Source organism: Mycobacterium sp. Aquia_213 (genome assembly GCF_026625985.1).
Lineage (GTDB): Bacteria > Actinomycetota > Actinomycetes > Mycobacteriales > Mycobacteriaceae > Mycobacterium.
This window is the reverse complement of sequence record NZ_CP113116.1, coordinates 2,001,203-2,020,478: the sequence shown is the minus strand read 5'-3', so window position 1 is coordinate 2,020,478 and position 19,276 is coordinate 2,001,203. Positions and strand designations below refer to the sequence as shown.

Here is a 19,276-nt window from a genome sequence, read left to right as displayed (position 1 = left end):
CCGGAAGCTGAAAATGAGCACACCTACTGCCAATGTCATCACCTCGCCAGAACTTCGGACGCTACTGGAGTCGCCCGGGGCTCCACGTGTCGTCGATGTCCGGACCCCCGCCGAATTCGAGACCGCGCACATCGCCGGCTCCTACAACGTCCCGCTCGATGTGGTGGATGAGCACGGTGCTGAGATCGCGCAACGCCTCGACGACGATCACGACGTCGTGCTGGTATGCCGTTCGGGCCAGCGCGCGACCAAGGCGCAAGCGCTGCTGCGAAACGCGGGACTACCCAACGGGCGCGTCCTGGAGAACGGCATCACCGATTGGGAGGGGCGGGGTTTCGCGGTCGACCGGGGCGCGCAGCGATGGGACCTCGAGCGTCAGGTCCGTCTGGTGGCGGGGTCACTCGTGCTCTCCTCCGTTCTCGGCAGCGTCGCCGTCCCGCGACTCAAATGGCTGGCCGCAGGAATCGGTGCGGGTCTGACCTATGCCGCGGTATCCAACACCTGCGCGATGGGAACCGCGCTCTCCAAATTGCCGTACAACCGCGGCGCAACATCGGATGCCGAGACGGTCCTGTCGCGACTCGCTGCGCGGCGCCAAGGCTAAAACGGGCGCATCGGCCCGTTAAGCGGTCTTCAGGATGCGTTCACCATGATCAGCGCTACCGTGTCTGCATGCGCCACGCCATTGGACGGAGGGCGTGATGGGCGACGCCCACACCCCCCGGATCCCACTCGCGATGTCCTCGCCAAGCCTCAATCGCGGAGTCGGCTTCACCCACGAGCAGCGACTGCAGCTGGGACTGACCGGGCGACTCCCGTCGGCCGTTCTTACCCTTGAGCAACAAGCCGACCGAGTTTGGCACCAATTGCAAAGTCTGGCAACAGATTTAGGACGCAATCTGCTTCTCGAGCAGCTGCACTACCGCCACGAACTGCTGTACTACAAAGTGCTGGCTGACCATCTGCCCGAACTCATGCCGGTGGTCTACACGCCGACCGTCGGTGAGGCCATCCAACGCTTCTCCGACGAATACCGCGGACAGCGCGGGCTGTTTCTGAGCGTCGACGAACCCGACGAGATCGAGGAAGCCTTCGACACGTTCGGGCTGGGACCCGATGACGTCGACCTGATCGTGTGCACGGACGCCGAGGCCATCCTGGGCATCGGCGACTGGGGGGTGGGCGGCATCCAGATCGCGGTAGGCAAGTTGGCGCTCTACACCGCCGGCGGCGGCATCGATCCTCGCCGCTGCATCGCGGTATCACTCGATGTCGGCACCGACAACGAACAGCTGCTGCAGGACCCCTACTACCTGGGCAACCGCCATGCCCGGCGTCGCGGTGAGGAGTACGACGCATTCGTCAAGCGCTACATCGAAACCGCCCACCGGCTGTTTCCCCGCGCAATCCTGCATTTCGAGGACTTCGGGCCGATCAACGCGCGCAAGATCCTGCAGATCTACGGCGATGACTACTGCATCTTCAACGACGACATCCAGGGAACCGGCGCGGTGGTGGTGGCCGCGGTGTACGGCGGATGTCATGTCACCGGCGTCCCGCTACGCGACCAGAAAGCGATCGTCTTCGGTGCCGGAACCGCCGGGATCGGCGTCGCGGACCAAATACGTGACGCGATGGTCGCCGACGGTGCCACCGTCGAAGCGGCCACCTCGCAGATCTGGGCGATCGACAAGCAGGGCTTGTTGTTCGACGACATGGACGACCTGCGCGACTTCCAGGTGCCGTACGCGAAAAACCGCGATCGACTGGGTGTGGCCGACGGAGAGCGGGTGGGTTTGGTGGACGCGATCAAGCTCGCGTCACCCACTATTCTGCTGGGCTCCTCGGCGGTATTCGGCGCATTTACCCAAGAAGTCGTCGAGGCAATGACCGCATCGTACGAGCGGCCAATGATCTTTCCGCTGTCCAACCCGACCTCACGCATGGAAGCCATGCCGGCCGACATACTCGCCTGGTCGCACGGGAAGGCGCTGATCACCACCGGCACTCCCGTCGCCCCGATCGCCCACGACGGGACCACCTACATCATCGGCCAGGCCAACAACGCGCTGGCCTTCCCGGGAATCGGTCTCGGCACCATCGTCGCCCGGGCCAAAACAGTCACTGCGGGCATGTTGCAAGCCGCGGCCAAAGCCATTGTGCGGCAAGCAAGCCCGAAAGCGACCGGAGACTCCCTGTTGCCGGACGTGCAGAACCTGCGCGAGATCTCGATGGCGGTCGCCGAGGCCGTCTATCACGCCGCGACCGACGATGGGGTAGCCACGACGAGCCATGACGATGTCGCGCAAGCCGTGGCCGACACGCTGTGGGCGCCGGTCTACGACTGATCGGGTCTATCGGGTGGGCGGGGCCGGCTGACCGTACACGGCGACCACGACGGTGCGGTCCAGGCTGTTGTCCGACCACACGCCGATATTGTTGTTGGCGCAATCGCGAATGATCGCCATGTCGGCGGGGTTGGAATACCACTGGTTGACCAGTTCCAGGCTGCTGATCGCGATGGCCGGATTGATCGCCACCGTCTCGGCGGCTTTGCCGCGAAAGCCGGCCGCGTTGGCGCGGTCCTGCGGCGTGGACCCGTCGGTTCCGATGTCGTCGTTGATGTTTCGATTGTTGATCATGTCGTCCGCGTGCCATTGGGCGGCCAGCGTCAGCGCATTGTTCCGGATGACGTCATTCGTGCAGCCCACCTGGTGCTGGAGGGTGTAGACGGCGGAGACGACAGCACTGTTGAGCCGTTTATTGTCGGCGTGCGCGGCGGGGGCCGACAATGCTCCCGCCACCGGCAGCAGCACGAGGACGGTCAGATTGCGTAGCCACACCGTCATCTGTTCTCCTCGAATCACACCGGGTCGAAGCGCGAAACCAGCCATCGGCCATTGACCTTGTCCAGCGTCACCTTGATGACGGGCTGGGTGTCGGTGGGAGCGCCGTCGCCGATGGTTACCGTCTGGTTGACGTACAGCAGGGCTACCGCATGGTTGGCGGACGCCGAAACCGAGGATGCCGCAGTCACTTTGGCTACCGACGAGATGTGCTTTTCCTTCGCACCCGGGATCACCACCTCGTGGATCAGCGCGGTGTAGGCGTCCTTGAACTCGCCGGTCAGCCGCTCTCGTGCCGCACCGAGATCCTTGTCCGCCGTGTCGGCCTGGTACGACAGCAGGGCCGCCGCGTCTTCGCTTGCCGCCCGGACAGATTCGGTGCCGGCCAATGCCAGCGCATCGGTGGATCCGACAACCCATCGAAAGTAGCCCGCCCCCAGCGCCAATAGCAGCGCGATCGCCGGCAACACACCGTAGGCGAGCACCCGCGACCATGGGATCGGGCCCTTCTTGGTTTTGGGCTCGTCGTCGGACGCCTCGTCGATCTCGACGGCTTCCGATTCGTCTTGTGTCGCAGTGTCTTCGGCTTGCGCCTCTTGTGGCTCAGCCTCTTCCGCTGAGTTGGTAGCCACGGTCTTCTCGGTTTCGTCCTTGAGTGTGGTCATGGCACGAACACCACGTTCGACACTTTGGCATCGTCGCCGATCGAGCGGACCTCAATGCGCATCCGCCATTCCCGTGGCGCTACTTCGCCGCCGGCAGTCTGCGACTTCACCGCGACCGCCACCAGGACCTGAGCCGAGTCGCCCCGCTGGGATTCGAGGCCCGCATCGGTCACCGTGCCTTCCGATTTCGACTGCGACGCCTTGACGACCTCGATGAACGGCTTGGCCCGCTGCTCAAAATCGTCCCGGAAGGCCCCGGTGGCCAGGTCGAGGATTCGCTGCACGTCCGCATCGACCTGGGTGTAGTTGATCGTGGTGAGGTTCACCGCACCCTGGCGAGCGACCTGGAGGAATTGCTCACGCTGGGCTTGGGCTTGGCGCTTTCCGTACGCCGTGTATCCCAGCCAGCCAGTCAATCCGGCCAGCAGCGCCAGGATCGCGGCGCTGGCAACCAATGCCGTTCCGGTGCGGGAAAGCCGCCGGCGGGTGGCCCGCTGCCGCCAGCGGGCGAACCGGCCTTCGGATTCGCTTGTGTTCTCGTCGGCCTCGTCGGCCTCGTCGACGGCGGTTTCGTCGACGGCGGTTTCGTCGACTTCAGCGGCGTCGACTTCAGCGGCGTCGTCTTCAGCGGCGTCGTCTTCAGCAGCGGCGTCGTAGTCCTCGACGTCGGCGGCCGTTGGCTCAGTGAGCTTTTCGGTCTCTGGGGTATCAGGCTCGTCGGCCATGTTTCTCCTTCATTCCTACGCTGGCGGAACCAGAAGCGATTGCCAGTTTTTGGCACGCGGATGCGCCAAGTCGGACTCGGTGTAATGCTTTCCGTCCGGACCGATGTAGTCACCGGTGGCGGGGTCGTAGGTAGTCACGGAAAGCGGCGACGGCGACGGCGCGGTGCCCCGCGGGGGTGGCAGCCGCGGATCCTGGCCCGGCGGGTACATCGGCACACCCTGGCCGCTGGTGGTGGCGTTGGGGTCGCCCTTCCAGTTGTAGCCCTCGTTGAGCGGCACGTACTCCTCGTCGCTCTCGCACAGCTCGATGGTGGGTGCCCGCTTCCAGGGCTTGGCCTCGCACGGAATGTTGCGTACGCCACGGACATTGAACTCCGAGTCCTGCGGCACCCGGCAGAACAGATCCGCCGCGGGACGATCCGGAGCATCCACGCTGGCCGGTGAGCGACGCTGCTGCGGAGGCAGATACCCCGTCGTGCACGGCGGCGGCAGGTTGATGTTGAGGTTGAAGTCCAGCTGCGCGCCGCGATACTCCTGCTTGGTGTTCGAGCTCGGCACGACGATCGCTGCCATGGCCGCAATGCCCTGCGGGAGCAACACCAGCAGTTGTTCGATGTCGTGGCGGTAGACGACGGCGATGTCGCCGAGGCTGACCAGGTTGGCGAACAACACCGGCAAGGCCGGCGACACCCGGTCGAGCAATGCGCGACTTTCTTCGATGCCGGAAGTGCCTTGCGTCAGCAGATCTCGCACCGCCGCATCCTGCGCCTTGAACTGCGCCATGAGTGCCGACGTTCGACTGGCCCAGGTGGCGATCGACTCCGACGTCTGCACCTGTGAGTTCAGCACCGCAGGCGATTGGTCGATCAACGCGGCCAGCGGGTCGATAGTCTGGCCTCCAGCGATGGCCAAGGCCGTTGAGCCGTCGACGATCCGCGACAGCTCGGGTCCGAGGCCGCCGACCGCCCGATTGGTCTCGTCGATCACCGTGCGCAAGTTGTCTCGCGGAATCGCTTGCAGCGCACGGTTGGTCATGTCGAGCAGGCGGCCGATATCGACGGGCACATCGACATGGCCCGGGGGAATGACGTCCCCGGCCCGCAGCGGCCGAGATTGTTCGTTTTCCTTGCCCTGCTGTGGGGTCAGGTCGATATATTGCTCACCGATCGCCGAGCGACTGTGTACCGAAGCCTGAACATTGGCAGGCACCTTGACCCCGGATCTCATGGCGAGCACCGCGCGCACTCCGGTAGCGGTGACCTCGACCGACTTGACCTGGCCCACGTCGGTGCCGCGGTAGGTGACCACCGAGGTCTGGTACAGCCCGCCCGATTGAGGCAGATCGACAGTAACGTTGTACTCCCCGATCCCGAACAGCGTTGCGGGCAGCTTCATGAAGTTGAATGCCATTGCGCCACAGGAAACTACGGTCACCAGCGTCAAGATGGCCAACTGGATCCAGGTCCTGCGATTGAGGCGGAGCACTCAGTATCCCCCGAAGTGATAGGGGTAGGTCAGCGGGTTCCCGCCGGTGACTGGGCTAGGTTGCATGCCGATGGTCCGCCCCCACAGCAGTTCGAGTTGAGTCAGGTTTCCTTCCCATCGGGAGCCGGTGAAGATTCCCTGATCGATGCGGCTCAGGGTCAAGTCGACCACCAGGGTCAGGTTGGCGTAGTCGCCGCGGAACCAGTTCCGCACTGTGGACGCCGGCCACGGGTAGGTCGCCAAGCCGTCGAGCCCTTTGGTAAGCGATGGGCCGGCGTCGGCCAGCGACCGCAGCACCGGTGCGATGTTGCGCAGATTATTGACCAGAGATTCCCTGCTCTGGTGAATGGTGTCAGCAGCGATCGCGCTGAACTTGCCGACCTGGTCGATCGTGTCGGCGATCTTGGTGCGTTCTGCTGCCAACACAGCCAACGCCTTGGGAACCGTCGTCAGCGCCTTGTCAACGACGGCGTCTTTGCCGGCAACCTGCCCGACCAGCGCGTTGAGATTCTCGGAGGCGGCAATGATGTCATCGGTCTGATCGTTGGTTTTGGCGATGAACACATCCAGCTGTGTCAGCAGGCTGCGCATGTCGTCTTCACGACCCGCGAACGCCTTGGCGACGGCCTGGTTGATTTCCTGCAGCTGCCCAATTCCCCCACCGTTGAGCAGGATTGACACCGAGGCCAACGTCTGTTCGGTGCTCGGGTACAAGCTGGCCCGGCTCAACGGAATGACCGATCCGTTTTTGAGTTGGCCCACCGGCGGCTCATCCTTGGGCGGCGTCAGCTCGATGTGCATCGAACCGAGCAGGCTGGTCTGGCCCAGCTTGGCGGTCGAATTGGCCGGCAACCGGACATCGCCGTTGATGCGCATAGTCACCAGTGCGTGCCAATCCTGCAGCTCGATGTTGGTGACGTTGCCGACGGTGACGTCGTCGACCCGGACCCGGGTGTTCTGCTGAATTGTCACGACGTCAGGCATCTGTGCCTGAATTGTGTAGGCGCCCGGCCCGCCACCGGAGGTACCGGGCAGGGTGAACGAATTCAGGCCGCGCCATCCGCACGCCGAAAGCGCGGCGACACAGACCAGACCGAGCGCGGCGGCTATCAGGCGTCTCATGACGATGGTCCCGTCGGAAGCATCAGGTTCTGCAGCACTTGGATCGAGCTCATCCCGGCGCCGGGTGGCGGTCCCGGCGCTTCGGCGGGTTGCGGCTCATCGGCAAGCCCGGCCTGGCCAGGAAGCTGCGGCGGCGGTCCGGGTAGTGGCGGTGCCTCGGGCGGTGGCGAGGCTGCTACCGGCGGCGTGTACCCGGGCCGGAGCCAGTCCTCGCTGTAAGTGATCTCGTTTGGCCGAGCCTGCGTCCCGACGAAGGGGTTGAGCCCGGCGGGTATGTAGTTGTAGACGCGGTTCTTGATGATCGGGTTGATGTACTGCAAGCACAGCTTGGAGACCCGGGCCAGCCGCGCACGCGACGCCGCTTCGATTGAGCTGCAGATGAATTGCGGGATATCGGCAAAGTTGTTCAATGCGATGATGCCGGTCATCGCGCTCTGCGCAGGCTGGTAGATGTTCAGGAAGTTCTGGAACACCGTCGGGGCGATGTGCAGGATCTGCTTGATGTCACCGCGGCTGTCGTTCAGCGCGGTCGTGATCGAGCCGAGCCGGTCGAAGGTGACGCCCATTGACTCGCGGTTCTCGGCGAGAAAGTCGCGAACGTCTGCCAACGCACCGTCGAGAGCCTTGAGCGCATTACCGATTTCGTTGGGGCTATTTGTCAGCACCGTCGTCACACTGGCCAGGTTCTGATTGAACGCGGCCAGCAGATCGCTGCTGGAGTACAGCGCCGACACCAGCAGCTGCAGATCGCGCACCGTGCTGAAGATGTCGTCGGCGTGGTCACCGAGGGCCGAGATCGCTTGCGACAGCTTGATTACTGTATCGCGAGCGGTATCTCCCTGGCCACGCAGGTTATCGGCGGCCGAGTTGACGAACTCGCCGACGGAGTTCACTCCGCCCGGGCTGGTGGGCTGCAACGCATCGGTCAGCTTCTCGAGCTGCCTACGGAAGTCGTCCCATTCGACCGGCACCGCGGTGCGACTCAGCGGGATCGACGCGCCGGAGCTCAATTTCGGCCCGCCGGAGTACGCCGGAACGAGTTGAATTGCCCGCGAGGTCACCAGCGACGGCGAGAGGATCGCGGCGCGGGCATCGGCAGGAACCGCGTACTGCTTCTCCACGGAGAAGGTCACCTTGGAGCTGGCGGGCTGCGGCTCGATCTTGTCCACGACGCCGACTTTGACGCCGAGGATCCGAATCTCGTCACCGACGAACAGGCCGTTGGCCTCCGTGAAATACGCCGAGTAGGTGTTCTTTTCGACGTCTTTCCACAGCTTCTTGCCGACTAGAAACGACGCCACGGCCAGCGTCAGCACCAGGCTGATCGCTGTTGCTTTGCGCAGGGTATCTCGACTCATGTTCATGGCCCGTCGAACTCGTGAGGCGAGGGCGGCGGGATGGTTCGTATCGGCGGCGTCGAGGGCGGCGGTGAGGGCGGCTGCGACCAAAGCGGGACCGGTGCGTTCTCTGGCGGCACGGGTGGCGTTCCCGTCGGCGGGTCGACCGCCTCCGAGGGCAGCTTTTGGTTGGGATCCAGGAACCGGTCGTACATGTCCGCGTCCAGGACCGGCCCACCGATCTGGCCGGGGACCAGGTTAGCCACGTAGGCCTTGAAAAACGGCCCAGAACCTAGGCATTCGCCGAACGACATCGCATATCGCTTGAACTTGGGCAGTGTCTTCTGGATGTCTTCCTTGCGGTTGTCCAGGATTTCGAGCACGCCGTTGAGCTTGTCGAGTGCAGGCTTGAGTTGGGTTCTGTTGTCGTCGACCAGCGCGGAAATCTGGTGCGATACCGCGGTGAGGTTGTTCATCAGGGCGTCCAGCGAATCGCGTTCGTCGAGCAGTGCGGCCAACAGCGCGTTGGAATTCGCCACCAGTCCGGCGATCTGCTGACTGCGCTTGCCCAGCACCGTCGACACCTTGTTGGCATTGCCCAGCAGATTCCGCAGCTGCGCGTCACGGCCGTTGAGAGTGTCCGAGAACCGGGCCACGCCTTCCAGCGCGGGCCGCAGGTTCGGTGGGGTCTCCTTGAATGTGTTCGCCAACGTCGTTAGGGCCGAAGATAATTGGGCCGTATCGAGGCCGCTGATGGTGGTCGTCAGGTCACCCAGTGCATCGGGAAGATCGTAGGGCGAGTGGGTTCGGGACAGTGGAATAGTGCCCGAGAGCCGCCCTTCCCCACGCGGCGTGAGCTCGAGCATCTTGGAGCCCAGGATCGTTTCGGTCTTGATCGCCGCCTCGGTGCGGTCCCCCAGTTCGATGCCCTGGCGGACGGTGAAGCCGACCCGAACCTTGGTGCCCTCCAACCGGATGTCGGAGACCCTGCCGACCCCCATCCCGGAAACCCGCACCGTACTACCGGGTTTGATGCCCCCCGCCTCGGAAAAATAGGCGGAGTAGTCGTCCGTGTTCTTGACGAAGGGCAGCTTGTTGTACTGAAAAGCGACGATGGTCACGCAAGTCAACAGGATTGTGCCCATCAACCCCAGCGCGAACGGGCTCCGACGGCCGAGCGGTTTGATCTTGGACAGCTTCAGCTTCATTGGGGCGTGCACCGTCCGCTGGGCTGACCCAAGAGTTTGATGAAGATCGGGTTGCCGCCTTTGCCGTTGACTTTCATCAGAACTTCGCAGAAGTAGAAACCGAAGTAGTCGCCGTTGAGGCCCTGACGAGCCAGCACCTGGTAGATGTCGGGCAGATCCTTGAGCAATTTGTCGACATACTCGCGGTCGGCAAGCACCTGTGCCGACATGCGGTCGGTCTCGTGCACCACGTCCTTGATCGGCTGACGAGACTGGACGAGTAGATCCGTGATCGAACCGGCGGCCGCGTTGATGTAGGCCAGCCCGGTGGAGATGTCGTCCTTGCGCTGCGCCAAGCCCTCCACCAGTTGGGCCAGCTTGTCCACGCCGTCAGAGAACTCGTGGTCCCGCGCGGCGAAGGTATGCAGCACGGTGTTCAGGTTGGTGATCAGCTCGCCGATCAACTCGCTGCGCCCGGCCAGCGTCGAGGTCAGGATCGAGGTCTGCGACAGCACGGAGGCGAGTGTGCCGCCCTGCCCCTGGAAGATTCGCAGCAGCTGACCGGAGAGCGCGTTGACCTGATCGGGATCCAGCGCCCGGAACAGCGGTCGGAAGCCCCCGATGAGTGCGTCGATGTCGAGGGCCGGCGATGTGCGCGCCAGCGGAATCGTCGACCCCGGCGGTAGCCGGCGCGGCGGTCCAGGAGCCTCTTCGAGAGCGAGATACCGGTCACCGATCAGGTTTTCGTATCGCACCACGGCCTTGGTGCCCTCGGTGAGTCGTATCCCCTTGTCGATTGCGAAGCCCACGGTGACCGTGCCGTCGTGACGCAGTTCGAGGTCGCCGACCTTGCCGACCTCTACCCCGGCGATGCGAACGAAGTTGCCGGACTTCAGACCGGAGATGTTCGTGAAGACCGCTTGGTAGTCGGTGCGGTCCTCAAAGCGCAGCTGCCCGAACACCGCAACCAACGTAAAGGTGAAGACGAGGCACACCACGGTGAAGAGCGCGACACGCGCGATGATGCTTGACAGTTTCCGTCTCATGGCGGCGGCTGCCCCCCGCGCCAGTTGAAGCGAGGCGGTTCCGGAGGATTCTTGGTGGTCGGGAAGTAGTTGGCCCACCACGGGTTACCAACCCAGGGACTGGTCCGGATCTCGTCTGGAGCGGCACCCCAACCGGTATCGGTGACCAGTGCCCGCACCGGGAAGTTCGCGCTCGGGTCGGGCAACGAGCCGCAGCTGGGCTTGCCGCCGGGGCCACCGGTGGCATTGGTCTTCGGCAGGTGTTTCGGGAACCGGTACGGGTCGTCACCGAACAGCAGCGCGGCGTCCAGAATTACCGAATACCCGTTGCCGCCCAGCGCATCTCGACCCCCATGGTCGACGTACCATTGCGCACCCTGGAATAAGCAGGTGAACGTCGGCGAGTACTTGTTGAACAGCGTCAATGTCGGGTCGAGTAGCTTCATCGACTGCACGATGTTGGGTTCGTTTCTGCCGATGACGTTGATGCCGGTCTGGCTGAAGCCGATCGCGGACAACAGCAGTGAATCCAGCGACCGCTGATTTTCGGTGAGGGTGGCGCTGGTGGTCGAGGCCGAGTCGAGAATCGACAGAATATCCTGCGCCGCATCGGAATAGATGGCCGTCGTCTTCCCGAACAGTCGCCAGTCCCGGTGGATCGTGTCCATGCGCGGGTTGACGGTGAGCAGCAGATTATTCGCATCGGTGATCGACTGTCCGATCCGATCACCCTTGCCGCGCACCGATTGCGCGAAGGCCGACAAGATCGCATTGAGCTTCGCCGGATCGAGCGCCTGGACCACGGACTGCAGATTCTCGAAAACCGTGTTGACTTCGACGGTGACGTTGCGCGAATGCAGCACCGCGCCCGGCTTCAACGGCGTGTGGCTGGCTTCGCCGGGCACGATCAGGTCGACGTACTTGGACCCGAACGCGGTGGTCGATTTGATCTCGGCCTCGAGATTGCTGGGCAGATACTTGAACGGGCCCGGGTCCATCTTCAGCTGAAGCTGGGCCGCTTTCACGTCGGTGCCAATCGACGCGACCGTGCCGACCGGCACGCCCCGCAACTTCACCTTGGCGCCCGGTTCCATCACCAAGCCCGCGCGGTCCGACACCAGCGTCAACGGGATGAAGTCAGCGAACTTGCCGGAGAACGCCCCGGCGGTCACCGCGATCAGCCCCCCGACCAGGATGAACAACGTCGGCGCCCACCAGATCGGATCAATCTTGCTGCTGCGGACCCTGTTTCGCCGTGCCGGCCCGCTGTCCCTGTGGTTGCTCATACGGTTACCCCGACAGGTTGAAGTTGCCGGACTGCCCATAGACGGACAGCGAAATCATCAGGCACACAAACGCCGTGACGATCATCGATGACCGTACTGACCGACCGACAGCCTCCCCCACACCGGCGGGACCACCTGTCGCGGTAAAGCCGTAATAGGTGTGCACGACCATCACACCCGTCGCCATCGTCAGCGCCGACAGAAACGACCACATCAGGTCGCTTGGACGCAGGAAGGTGGAGAAATAGTGCTCGTAGACGCCGCGGGACTGGCCGTAGGCGTAAATCGTCAGGAACTTTGCCGCGACGAACGACATCAGGACCGCAACGGCGTAGAGCGGGATGACGACCAGGACGCCGGCAATAATCCGGGTGGATGCCAGGTAGGTGATCGACCGGATGCCCATGACTTCCAGAGCGTCGATCTCCTCGTTGATGCGCATCGCGCCCAGCTGCGCCGTCGCGCCGGCACCGATCGTGGCCGCCAAGGCCAGCCCGGCCGTGCAGGGCGCGATCATCCGGACGTTCAGGAACGCCGACAGGAAGCCGGTCAACGCCTCCACACCGATGTTGGACAGCGTGTCGTATCCCTGCACCGCGACAAGAGCACCGGTCGTCAGGGTCAAAAACCCGATGATGCCGACGGTGCCCCCGATCACCGCCAGCGCGCCGGTGCCCATCCCCATCTCGGCGATCAGGCGCAGCAGTTCGTTCGGGTAGCGCCGCACCGCGTCCACGGTGGCCACCAAGGACTTTCCGTAGAACTCGGTCTGCTCGCCCAGCTTGCGGGTGGACGCCACCAGCTTCGGGCCAAGAGTGTCCAGCCACGACGGACCGCGTGCGAGATCGGTCATTTGGCAGTCACTTTCACTCCGAGCGCAGTAGTCACGATGTTGATGAAGAATAGGGCCATGAATGAGAACACCACGGTCTCGTTCACCGCGTTACCGACGCCGGTGGGACCGCCGCCCACCGAAAGCCCCTTGTAGCAGGCGATTAAGCCCGCGGATAACCCGAACAACGTCGCCTTAATCAGCGAGATCACAACCTGCGGAAGCCCGGTGACGAGTGTCATGCCCGCGATAAAGGCACCAGGGGTGACGTGCTGGACGAACACCACGAAGATGTAGCTGCCGGTCAGCCCGGTGACGGCGACCACCGAGTAGAGCAGGACCGCGACGAAGGTGGCGGCGATGATGCGCGGAACTACCAGCGCCTGAACGGGATTGACCCCGATCACTTTCATCGCGTCGATTTCTTCGCGGATGGTGCGCGCGCCGAGGTCGGCGCACATGGCGGTGGACCCGGCGCCCGAGACGACCATCGCCGTGACCACCGGGCCGACCTGGGTCACCGACGCCAGTCCGGCTCCGGCACCGGAAAGGTCCCCGGCGCCGATCTCGACGAGCAGGATGTTGAGCACGAACACGATCAGCACCGTGTACGGAATCGAGAGCATGATGGTCGGGAAGATCGAGACCCGGGCGACAAACCAAATCTGCTCGAGGATCTCGCGCCAGGCCCACGGCTTTCGCAGCGCGGTCACCAGCGCTTCGGCGCTGAGCATGAAGAACTCCCCCAGCGCGTTCATGGGCTTTGCGATGGCGGTCCCGTTCATCGAACCTGCCCAGACCACCGACGGTCCACTCGGCTCATGCGGTCCCCCATTTAGTAATCATTTTTTGCACGCTTGTAACTAGCTGGCCCATAAGAAGTCAGCGTCGTTTACATGTGGACCGCGCCGTCTGTTTGCGCACATAGAACATCGCAGCAATTTACGGGCAAACCGATGCCCGACATCAGGGTTGCAATCAACCAGAAGAAATCTGGCAGGCCGCATAAACGTTCGACCGACATGCGTATCGAAACTGGCTGGCTGGGCAGCTGAAGAAGAGGTCTTGCACCTCAGGGTGGGGCGCGGCGGCCCGGCCAGCGCGCCGCGACGCGTGGAATCACCAGGGCCCGGCGGCGGCGGCAGCAATCGACAAACGACCGTTCGCCAGCGCCGAGGCGCAAACCGCTGCGCGAATTTCTTTCCGCCATGTCGAAACCCACTTGAGCATTCGCGGCCGCCGTCGGAGTCCGGCTATTGCCGCCGCACGTCACAGTCCGGCCAAGTGAAGCCCAAAGCAACATTTTGGTTCAGAATGAAGGCAATTTGCGCGCCGCCGGCGCGATTAGCGTCCACCCTGAGTGTGCGGCCCGTGCTTGCTGCCGCTAGCCGACGTTGGCGCCTCCCTCGGCAATCCGGCGCACCGCCTTGATGAACACGTCGATCTCCTCGAACGTGTTGTAGAAGGCGAACGACGGACGGACCGTGGCCTCCAGGCCGTATCGCCGCAGAATCGGCTGCGCGCAGTGATGTCCGGCCCGCACCGCAATCCCTTCCGCGTTCAGCGCCTTGCCGACCTCGAGCGGCTCGTGGCCGGCCAGCACGAAGGACAGCACGCTGGCCTTCTCCTGCGCGGTGCCCACCAGGCGAACACCGGGGATGTCGGCCAAGCGCGGGGTCGCATAGTCCAGCAACGCGTGCTCGTAGGCGGCGATGCGCTCGATGCCCACCCGCTCGACGTAACGCAGCGCCTCGCCCAGTCCGACGGCGTCGGCGATGTTGCCGGTGCCGGCCTCGAACTTGTTGGGCAGCCCTTGATACAGCGAGCGTTCCAGGGTGACGTCGGCGATCATGTTGCCGCCGCCCTGCCAGGGCGGCGTCTCGGCCAGAGCTTCCTCGGAGCCGTAGAGCACGCCAATTCCGGTGGGGCCGTAGATCTTATGCCCGGAGAACACGAAGAAGTCGACACCGAGTTCGGCGACGTCGATGGGCAGGTGCGGAATCGACTGAGCGCCGTCGATCAACACCCGTGCACCGTAGCGGTGACCCAACTGGACGATCTTCTCGACCGGAGTCACCGTCCCCAGCGCATTCGAAACCTGGGTGGCCGCAACAAGCTTCGTCTTCGGACCCAGCAGGTCCTCGAACTCCGACAGCAGCAGGTTGCCCGCCTCATCGACCGGCGCAACCCGCAGCACCGCGCCGGTCTTCTGCGAAAGCAGTTGCCACGGAACGATATTGGCGTGGTGCTCCAAGTGGGTGATGACGATCTCGTCGCCCGGCCCCAAATGCTTGCCGCCCCACGCGTAGGCCACCAGGTTGATGGCTTCGGTGGTGCCGCGCACGAAGATGTTCTGCTCGGCCTTAGGTGCGCCGATGAACCGCCGCACCGTCTCGCGGGCCTCTTCGTAGGCATCCGTGGCCCGGGCTGCCAGCTCGTGCGCCGCCCGGTGAATGTTGGAGTTCTCGTGCGCGTAGAAGTACGAGAGCCGGTCGATCACCGACTGCGGCTTCTGAGTGGTCGCGGCGTTGTCGAACCAGATCAGCGGCTTGCCGTTGACCGTCTCCTTGAGGATCGGAAAATCCTCCCGGATCGCGTTGACGTCGAACACCTCGTGGTCGTCCGTCAGTTGCGGCACCGGGTCGGACTCCGACAAAGGCGAAGTCAGGAAGTGGTAGCTGTACTCGTTGTCGGAAGGCGCATTCAGCGCCGCCGGCGCGGCGGGCACCGCGTCCGACCAGCCCAGGTCGCCGACGGTCGGCGCATCGGGCAGCCACCCGATCCCCGAGTACGGAGCCGAACCCCGCGGTGCCACCGGAGCACTCGGGGGCGCACCGGCAAGCACACCGGGCACCGTCGGGACGATGCCCGAGCTGGGGACCTCGAACGCACTGAAGTCAGCCGGCGGCAGGTACGGGTCGGCGACGCTGCCGACCGCGTGTGCGCCCGAGGGCGCCGCCGACGTGTCCGGCACGTTGCCGCGCGGGGCAACGGGCACCGTCTGCGGTGGCGGTTCGGGTTCCGGAGACGTCGGAGCCGGGACATAGATGTCGGTGAAGCCGAGTAGCGGAACCGGCGCCGTGTACAGATCGGCGCTGCCCGCTGCGGTCTGCCCGGCCGAGGTGGCCGCCGTCGTGTCCGGCACGCTGCCCCGCGGGGCGAGCGGCGCCGACTGCGGCGGGCTGTCGGGACCCGGGCGGAAGCTGGCCGCGTACAACTGGTTGGCCAGCGCCGCGATCTCCGCAGCGCCCAGGGGCAGGTCGCTTTCGGCGTCTACCGACCGATACTCACTTGTACTCATGGAACTGGTCCACAGCGACGTCTTCGAGCACGGCGAGCGCGTCGTCGGTGAGGACAGCCAAGGACGTGTACAGAGTCACCAGGTAGCGCGCGATCGCCGACTGGTTGATGCCGGTGAACCGCACCGACAGGCCCGGTGCCTGCTCGCCGACCAGGCCCGGCTGGAACAGGCCGACGACTCCTTGGCGCTCCTCGCCGGTGCGCACCAGGATGAATTTGGTCTTGCCGTCTTCCAGTGGCACCTTGTCCGACGGGATCAGCGGAATGCCACGCCAAGTGATGAACTGCGCGCCGAACAGGCTGACGACGACGGGCGGCACACCGCGGTAGGTGGCTTCGCGGCCGAACGCGGCGATGCCCTGCGGGTGGGTCAGGAAGAAGCTCGGCGTCTTCCACACCCGGGTGATCAGCGCGTCCAGGTCGTCGGGCGTCGGAGGGCCACCGAGGGTCTCGATCGTCTGCTCCGGGGTCACCTGCGCCAGCAACCCGTACTCCGGGCTGTTGACCAGTTCGAATTCCTGGCGCTCTTTGATCGTCTCGATGGTCAGCCGCAGCTGCTGGGCGACCTGGTCGTGCGGGCTGGAGTACAGGTCGGAGACCCGGGTGCTGACATCCAGCAGCGTGGAGATGTTGCGCAGGGTGTATTCGCGGGGGCTGGTCTCGTAGTCGACGAAGGTCTCGGCCAGCGGCGTGTCGAGGGCGGCGCCCTCTTGTGCCGTCACGGCGACCTGTTCCGGGTTGACCACCCGGTTCACCCGGTAGATACCGGCTTCCACCGGCACGAAGCTGAGCAGGTGCAGCAGCCAGCGCGGGGTGATGGTGGAGAGTTGCGGAACCGTTTTGGTCGCGTTGGCGAGCTGCCTGGCACCGAGATCTCCGAGAGCCTGGGACTCGTTTTGAGCCGACGTCATCTTGGTCCTTCCGTCGTGGGCGAATACTTAGCACGGATGTAGAGCCACAGGGTCACCAACCGAGAGCGCCACGCTGAGCCGAGGCAAGTGTAAAACTCATCGAGATTTTTTCAACGGCGGGGGTGGGTGTTGCTGGTCGAGCGAACCTGGTCGCGATATTGCCCTATAGTGGTCGCATGCACCACGTTGCACAGCCGCGCTTTATCCCTTCGCGCTGCCTTGCCGTGGACTGTTGTTGCTGTTGTTGATTTCCTGACGACCCAAATCTGACGTTCTAATCGTCGCGCTTTTTACCCGCTAGCGGGCGTGCGCCCGCGCGTACGGAAGCGCGCGACAGTCGAAATCTTCCGGGAAGAACAACCAGCGATGACCGTGTTATCCATATCCAGCCGCGCACTGGCGCCGGTGGCGACCCGGCGACGCGTCGAGGTCCGGCCGGCCACCGAGCTACCGCACATGACGCGTTACCGCGGCGGTACCTACTCCCACACCGTCGACAAGATCGTGTTCAGCGACGGCAGCACCGCGCGCACCGATTTGATCCGCCTGCACCCCAATCTGCACGCCTATTCACTGGATTTCGGCGGCATCGCACCACATCTGCCGTCGCGCTATCGCTTGGGGACCTGGTCCGCACTGCCGCATCTGCGCAGCCGTGACTACGAGACCGAGGTGGCTTGGATTCTGCGCCACTCGTATCCGATGCGCACGACCGCGGACCTCAGTCAGCAGTTACGCCGGGCCGGTTACCCGCTGGGACATGCCAATCTCGATGAACACGAGGCCATTGCGGCTACCCAGGCGGCGATCTGGTACCTGACCAACGGCTTGGCTTTGGACACCCAGCCGCTGAACGTTCCGATCGCGGTGCACCGGGGCCCCGGACCGGTGATCACCTTCGAATTCGACGGCCAACCCCAACTCGGCGGCTACTCGGTGTGGACCGCCTCCGATGGCGCCGCCACCCTTCGGCTGCAAAAGTCCGCCAATGGCGTTGACTGGCAAGAGGTTTCAGGTTCGCGACTGACGACGAACGGCGCGCGGGGACGCCACGAACGTGCGCTGGGAATCGGCAGCACGCTATCGAGCAGCAGCCATGGCCACCGCGGACACGGCTACCGGTACTACCGGCTCATCGCCGAGGCAGCGGCCGGCACCACGCCCAAGATCGGCCACGTGGGCTTCCGGCTGACCGGTACGCGGCACTATCGCAACGCCGACCGGGTCGTGCATCTCTACAACTACCTGCTCTCCGGAGCGCTGAAGGCACCGCAGGAGTCCGACGAGTCCGTCCTGATTGATGCCGAGGCCACCGCCGGACCCGAGCTCGTGGGCCCATTTCAGGTGCGAATCCCGTTGACATTCAACGTTGCCGACGGCCACTCGCTGGTTGACGCCGACGGTTTCGCCGTCGCCGGCATCGTCCACCCTGGCACCGACTTCTACTTGCGGCCGGCACCGGGCACATCGGCGACAACGTTGACCGCCACAACGCCGCACCGATTCACCGGCGGGGTGCTGACCGGAGTGGCACCCGAGGCACCGGAACAATTCACCCCGGTCGCGCTGGCACTACCCTCCGACGTTGCAATCCACTTCGACATTCGCTGGAATGGCGTTTGTGACCATCGCTGAGAACATCACGCAACTGATCGGCAACACTCCCCTGGTCCGGTTGAACCGGGTCACCGACGGCGCAGGCGCGGACGTGGTCGCCAAGCTGGAATCGTTCAACCCCGCGAACAGCGTGAAGGACCGCCTCGGGGTAGCTCTAATCGATGCGGGTGAGGAAGCCGGTCTGATCAAGCCGGACACGATCATCCTGGAGCCGACGAGCGGGAACACGGGCATTGCGCTGGCCGTCGTGGCCGCGGCCCGCGGTTATCGGATCGTGCTGACGATGCCGGAGACGATGAGCATTGAGCGGCGCAAGCTGCTGCGGGCGCTGGGCGCCGAGCTCATCCTGACCCCGGGCCCCGAAGGCATGCCGGGCGCCATCGCCAAGGCCGAAGAACTGGCCAAGACCGACCAGCGGTATTTCGTGCCCCAGCAGTTCGAAAACCCGGCCAATGCGGCGATTCACCGCAAGACCACCGCCGAAGAGGTGTGGCGCGACACCGACGGGAGGATCGACTTCTTCGTGGCGGGAGTCGGCACCGGCGGCACCATCACCGGTGTCGCCCAGGTGATCAAGGAGCGCAAGCCCTCGGTGCAGTTCGTGGCCGTCGAGCCGGCCGCGTCACCGGTGCTGTCCGGCGGCCAGAAGGGGCCGCACCCCATTCAGGGCATCGGCGCCGGGTTTATCCCGCCGGTGCTCGATCTGGATCTGATCGACGAGATCATCACCGTCGGCAACGACGACGCGATCAACCTTTCCCGGCGGCTGGCCCGTGAGGAGGGACTGCTGGTCGGCATCTCCTCGGGCGCGGCCGTGGTGGCCGCGCTGCAGGTCGCCCGCCGACCCGAAAACGCCGGGAAGCTGATCGTGGTTGTCCTGCCCGATTTCGGCGAACGGTATTTGAGCACACCGCTTTTTGACGACGTAACGGAGTAGC

General features: G+C 64.4%; 17 protein-coding genes. 4 read left to right on the top strand and 13 right to left on the bottom strand.

Translation table 11 applies throughout. From position 1 onward, the window contains the following. Window positions 1-13 precede the first annotated feature (13 nt). Window positions 14-604, top strand: coding sequence for a rhodanese-like domain-containing protein (locus LMQ14_RS09485; protein ID WP_267734492.1), 591 nt, complete (start codon window positions 14-16; stop codon window positions 602-604). 97 nt (window positions 605-701) lie between these two features. Further along, on the top strand, window positions 702-2,348 hold the full coding sequence (locus LMQ14_RS09480) for an NAD-dependent malic enzyme (protein WP_267734491.1): 1,647 nt from the start codon (window positions 702-704) through the stop codon (window positions 2,346-2,348). A gap of 6 nt (window positions 2,349-2,354) precedes the next feature. Here LMQ14_RS09480 and LMQ14_RS09475 read toward each other — a convergent pair whose 3' ends face one another. The 13 genes from LMQ14_RS09475 to LMQ14_RS09415 form a co-directional block, all read right to left on the bottom strand. Continuing rightward, window positions 2,355-2,849 carry a CAP domain-containing protein gene (locus tag LMQ14_RS09475; RefSeq protein WP_267734490.1) on the bottom strand — a complete coding sequence of 165 codons (495 nt, stop codon included), beginning with the start codon at window positions 2,847-2,849 and terminating at the stop codon, window positions 2,355-2,357. Between the two features lie 14 nt (window positions 2,850-2,863). After that, a complete protein-coding gene (locus tag LMQ14_RS09470; protein WP_267734489.1) occupies window positions 2,864-3,511 on the bottom strand; it encodes a hypothetical protein in 648 nt (215 codons plus the stop codon). Then, complete coding sequence (locus tag LMQ14_RS09465) at window positions 3,508-4,236, bottom strand: Mce protein (protein WP_267734488.1); 729 nt, start codon at window positions 4,234-4,236, stop codon at window positions 3,508-3,510. The genes LMQ14_RS09470 and LMQ14_RS09465 overlap by 4 nt, the downstream gene beginning before the upstream one ends. 15 nt (window positions 4,237-4,251) lie before the next feature. Then, window positions 4,252-5,721 carry an MCE family protein gene (locus tag LMQ14_RS09460; RefSeq protein ID WP_267734487.1) on the bottom strand — a complete coding sequence of 490 codons (1,470 nt, stop codon included), beginning with the start codon at window positions 5,719-5,721 and terminating at the stop codon, window positions 4,252-4,254. Beyond that, window positions 5,722-6,843, bottom strand: a complete 1,122-nt coding sequence (locus LMQ14_RS09455) for a virulence factor Mce family protein (protein ID WP_267734486.1) — start codon at window positions 6,841-6,843, stop codon at window positions 5,722-5,724. It lies immediately after the preceding gene. After that, the gene (locus tag LMQ14_RS09450; RefSeq protein ID WP_267734485.1) at window positions 6,840-8,207 is read right to left on the bottom strand and encodes a virulence factor Mce family protein; all 1,368 of its coding nucleotides are present in this window, start codon (window positions 8,205-8,207) and stop codon (window positions 6,840-6,842) included. Before LMQ14_RS09450 ends, LMQ14_RS09455 begins: the two co-directional genes overlap by 4 nt. Then, window positions 8,204-9,388 (bottom strand): MCE family protein, encoded by a 1,185-nt coding sequence (locus LMQ14_RS09445; protein ID WP_267734484.1) that lies wholly within the window; start codon window positions 9,386-9,388, stop codon window positions 8,204-8,206. Before LMQ14_RS09445 ends, LMQ14_RS09450 begins: the two co-directional genes overlap by 4 nt. Next, a complete protein-coding gene (locus tag LMQ14_RS09440) occupies window positions 9,385-10,413 on the bottom strand; it encodes an MCE family protein (protein ID WP_267734483.1) in 1,029 nt (342 codons plus the stop codon). Before LMQ14_RS09440 ends, LMQ14_RS09445 begins: the two co-directional genes overlap by 4 nt. Then, window positions 10,410-11,678 (bottom strand): MCE family protein, encoded by a 1,269-nt coding sequence (locus LMQ14_RS09435; RefSeq protein ID WP_267734482.1) that lies wholly within the window; start codon window positions 11,676-11,678, stop codon window positions 10,410-10,412. The genes LMQ14_RS09440 and LMQ14_RS09435 overlap by 4 nt, the downstream gene beginning before the upstream one ends. A gap of 4 nt (window positions 11,679-11,682) precedes the next feature. Then, window positions 11,683-12,531 carry an ABC transporter permease gene (locus LMQ14_RS09430; RefSeq protein ID WP_267734481.1) on the bottom strand — a complete coding sequence of 283 codons (849 nt, stop codon included), beginning with the start codon at window positions 12,529-12,531 and terminating at the stop codon, window positions 11,683-11,685. Further along, window positions 12,528-13,295, bottom strand: coding sequence for an MlaE family ABC transporter permease (locus tag LMQ14_RS09425; RefSeq protein ID WP_267734480.1), 768 nt, complete (start codon window positions 13,293-13,295; stop codon window positions 12,528-12,530). The genes LMQ14_RS09430 and LMQ14_RS09425 overlap by 4 nt, the downstream gene beginning before the upstream one ends. Before the next feature lie 599 nt (window positions 13,296-13,894). Further along, complete coding sequence (locus LMQ14_RS09420; protein ID WP_267734479.1) at window positions 13,895-15,811, bottom strand: family 2A encapsulin nanocompartment cargo protein cysteine desulfurase; 1,917 nt, start codon at window positions 15,809-15,811, stop codon at window positions 13,895-13,897. Next, the gene (locus LMQ14_RS09415) at window positions 15,798-16,721 is read right to left on the bottom strand and encodes a family 2A encapsulin nanocompartment shell protein (protein WP_267734478.1); all 924 of its coding nucleotides are present in this window, start codon (window positions 16,719-16,721) and stop codon (window positions 15,798-15,800) included. Before LMQ14_RS09415 ends, LMQ14_RS09420 begins: the two co-directional genes overlap by 14 nt. 366 nt (window positions 16,722-17,087) lie before the next feature. On the opposite strand from LMQ14_RS09415, the gene LMQ14_RS09410 reads away from it, so the two are divergent. Further along, window positions 17,088-18,356 carry a thioester domain-containing protein gene (locus LMQ14_RS09410; RefSeq protein WP_267734477.1) on the top strand — a complete coding sequence of 423 codons (1,269 nt, stop codon included), beginning with the start codon at window positions 17,088-17,090 and terminating at the stop codon, window positions 18,354-18,356. Then, window positions 18,343-19,275, top strand: coding sequence for a cysteine synthase A (gene cysK, locus LMQ14_RS09405; protein ID WP_267734476.1), 933 nt, complete (start codon window positions 18,343-18,345; stop codon window positions 19,273-19,275). Before LMQ14_RS09410 ends, cysK begins: the two co-directional genes overlap by 14 nt. The last annotated feature ends 1 nt before the right edge of the window (window position 19,276 follow it).

Bases quoted from the DNA above. Each gene is read 5' to 3' on its own strand.
- LMQ14_RS09485 (WP_267734492.1), top strand. From the start codon at position 14: ATGAGCACACCTACTGCCAATGTCATCACCTCGCCAGAACTTCGGACG.
- LMQ14_RS09480 (WP_267734491.1), top strand. From the start codon at position 702: ATGGGCGACGCCCACACCCCCCGGATCCCACTCGCGATGTCCTCGCCA.
- LMQ14_RS09475 (WP_267734490.1), bottom strand. From the start codon at position 2,849: ATGACGGTGTGGCTACGCAATCTGACCGTCCTCGTGCTGCTGCCGGTG.
- LMQ14_RS09470 (WP_267734489.1), bottom strand. From the start codon at position 3,511: ATGACCACACTCAAGGACGAAACCGAGAAGACCGTGGCTACCAACTCA.
- LMQ14_RS09465 (WP_267734488.1), bottom strand. From the start codon at position 4,236: ATGGCCGACGAGCCTGATACCCCAGAGACCGAAAAGCTCACTGAGCCA.
- LMQ14_RS09455 (WP_267734486.1), bottom strand. From the start codon at position 6,843: ATGAGACGCCTGATAGCCGCCGCGCTCGGTCTGGTCTGTGTCGCCGCG.
- LMQ14_RS09450 (WP_267734485.1), bottom strand. From the start codon at position 8,207: ATGAACATGAGTCGAGATACCCTGCGCAAAGCAACAGCGATCAGCCTG.
- LMQ14_RS09445 (WP_267734484.1), bottom strand. From the start codon at position 9,388: ATGAAGCTGAAGCTGTCCAAGATCAAACCGCTCGGCCGTCGGAGCCCG.
- LMQ14_RS09440 (WP_267734483.1), bottom strand. From the start codon at position 10,413: ATGAGACGGAAACTGTCAAGCATCATCGCGCGTGTCGCGCTCTTCACC.
- LMQ14_RS09435 (WP_267734482.1), bottom strand. From the start codon at position 11,678: ATGAGCAACCACAGGGACAGCGGGCCGGCACGGCGAAACAGGGTCCGC.
- LMQ14_RS09430 (WP_267734481.1), bottom strand. From the start codon at position 12,531: ATGACCGATCTCGCACGCGGTCCGTCGTGGCTGGACACTCTTGGCCCG.
- LMQ14_RS09425 (WP_267734480.1), bottom strand. From the start codon at position 13,295: ATGAACGGGACCGCCATCGCAAAGCCCATGAACGCGCTGGGGGAGTTC.
- LMQ14_RS09420 (WP_267734479.1), bottom strand. From the start codon at position 15,811: ATGAGTACAAGTGAGTATCGGTCGGTAGACGCCGAAAGCGACCTGCCC.
- LMQ14_RS09415 (WP_267734478.1), bottom strand. From the start codon at position 16,721: ATGACGTCGGCTCAAAACGAGTCCCAGGCTCTCGGAGATCTCGGTGCC.
- LMQ14_RS09410 (WP_267734477.1), top strand. From the start codon at position 17,088: ATGACCGTGTTATCCATATCCAGCCGCGCACTGGCGCCGGTGGCGACC.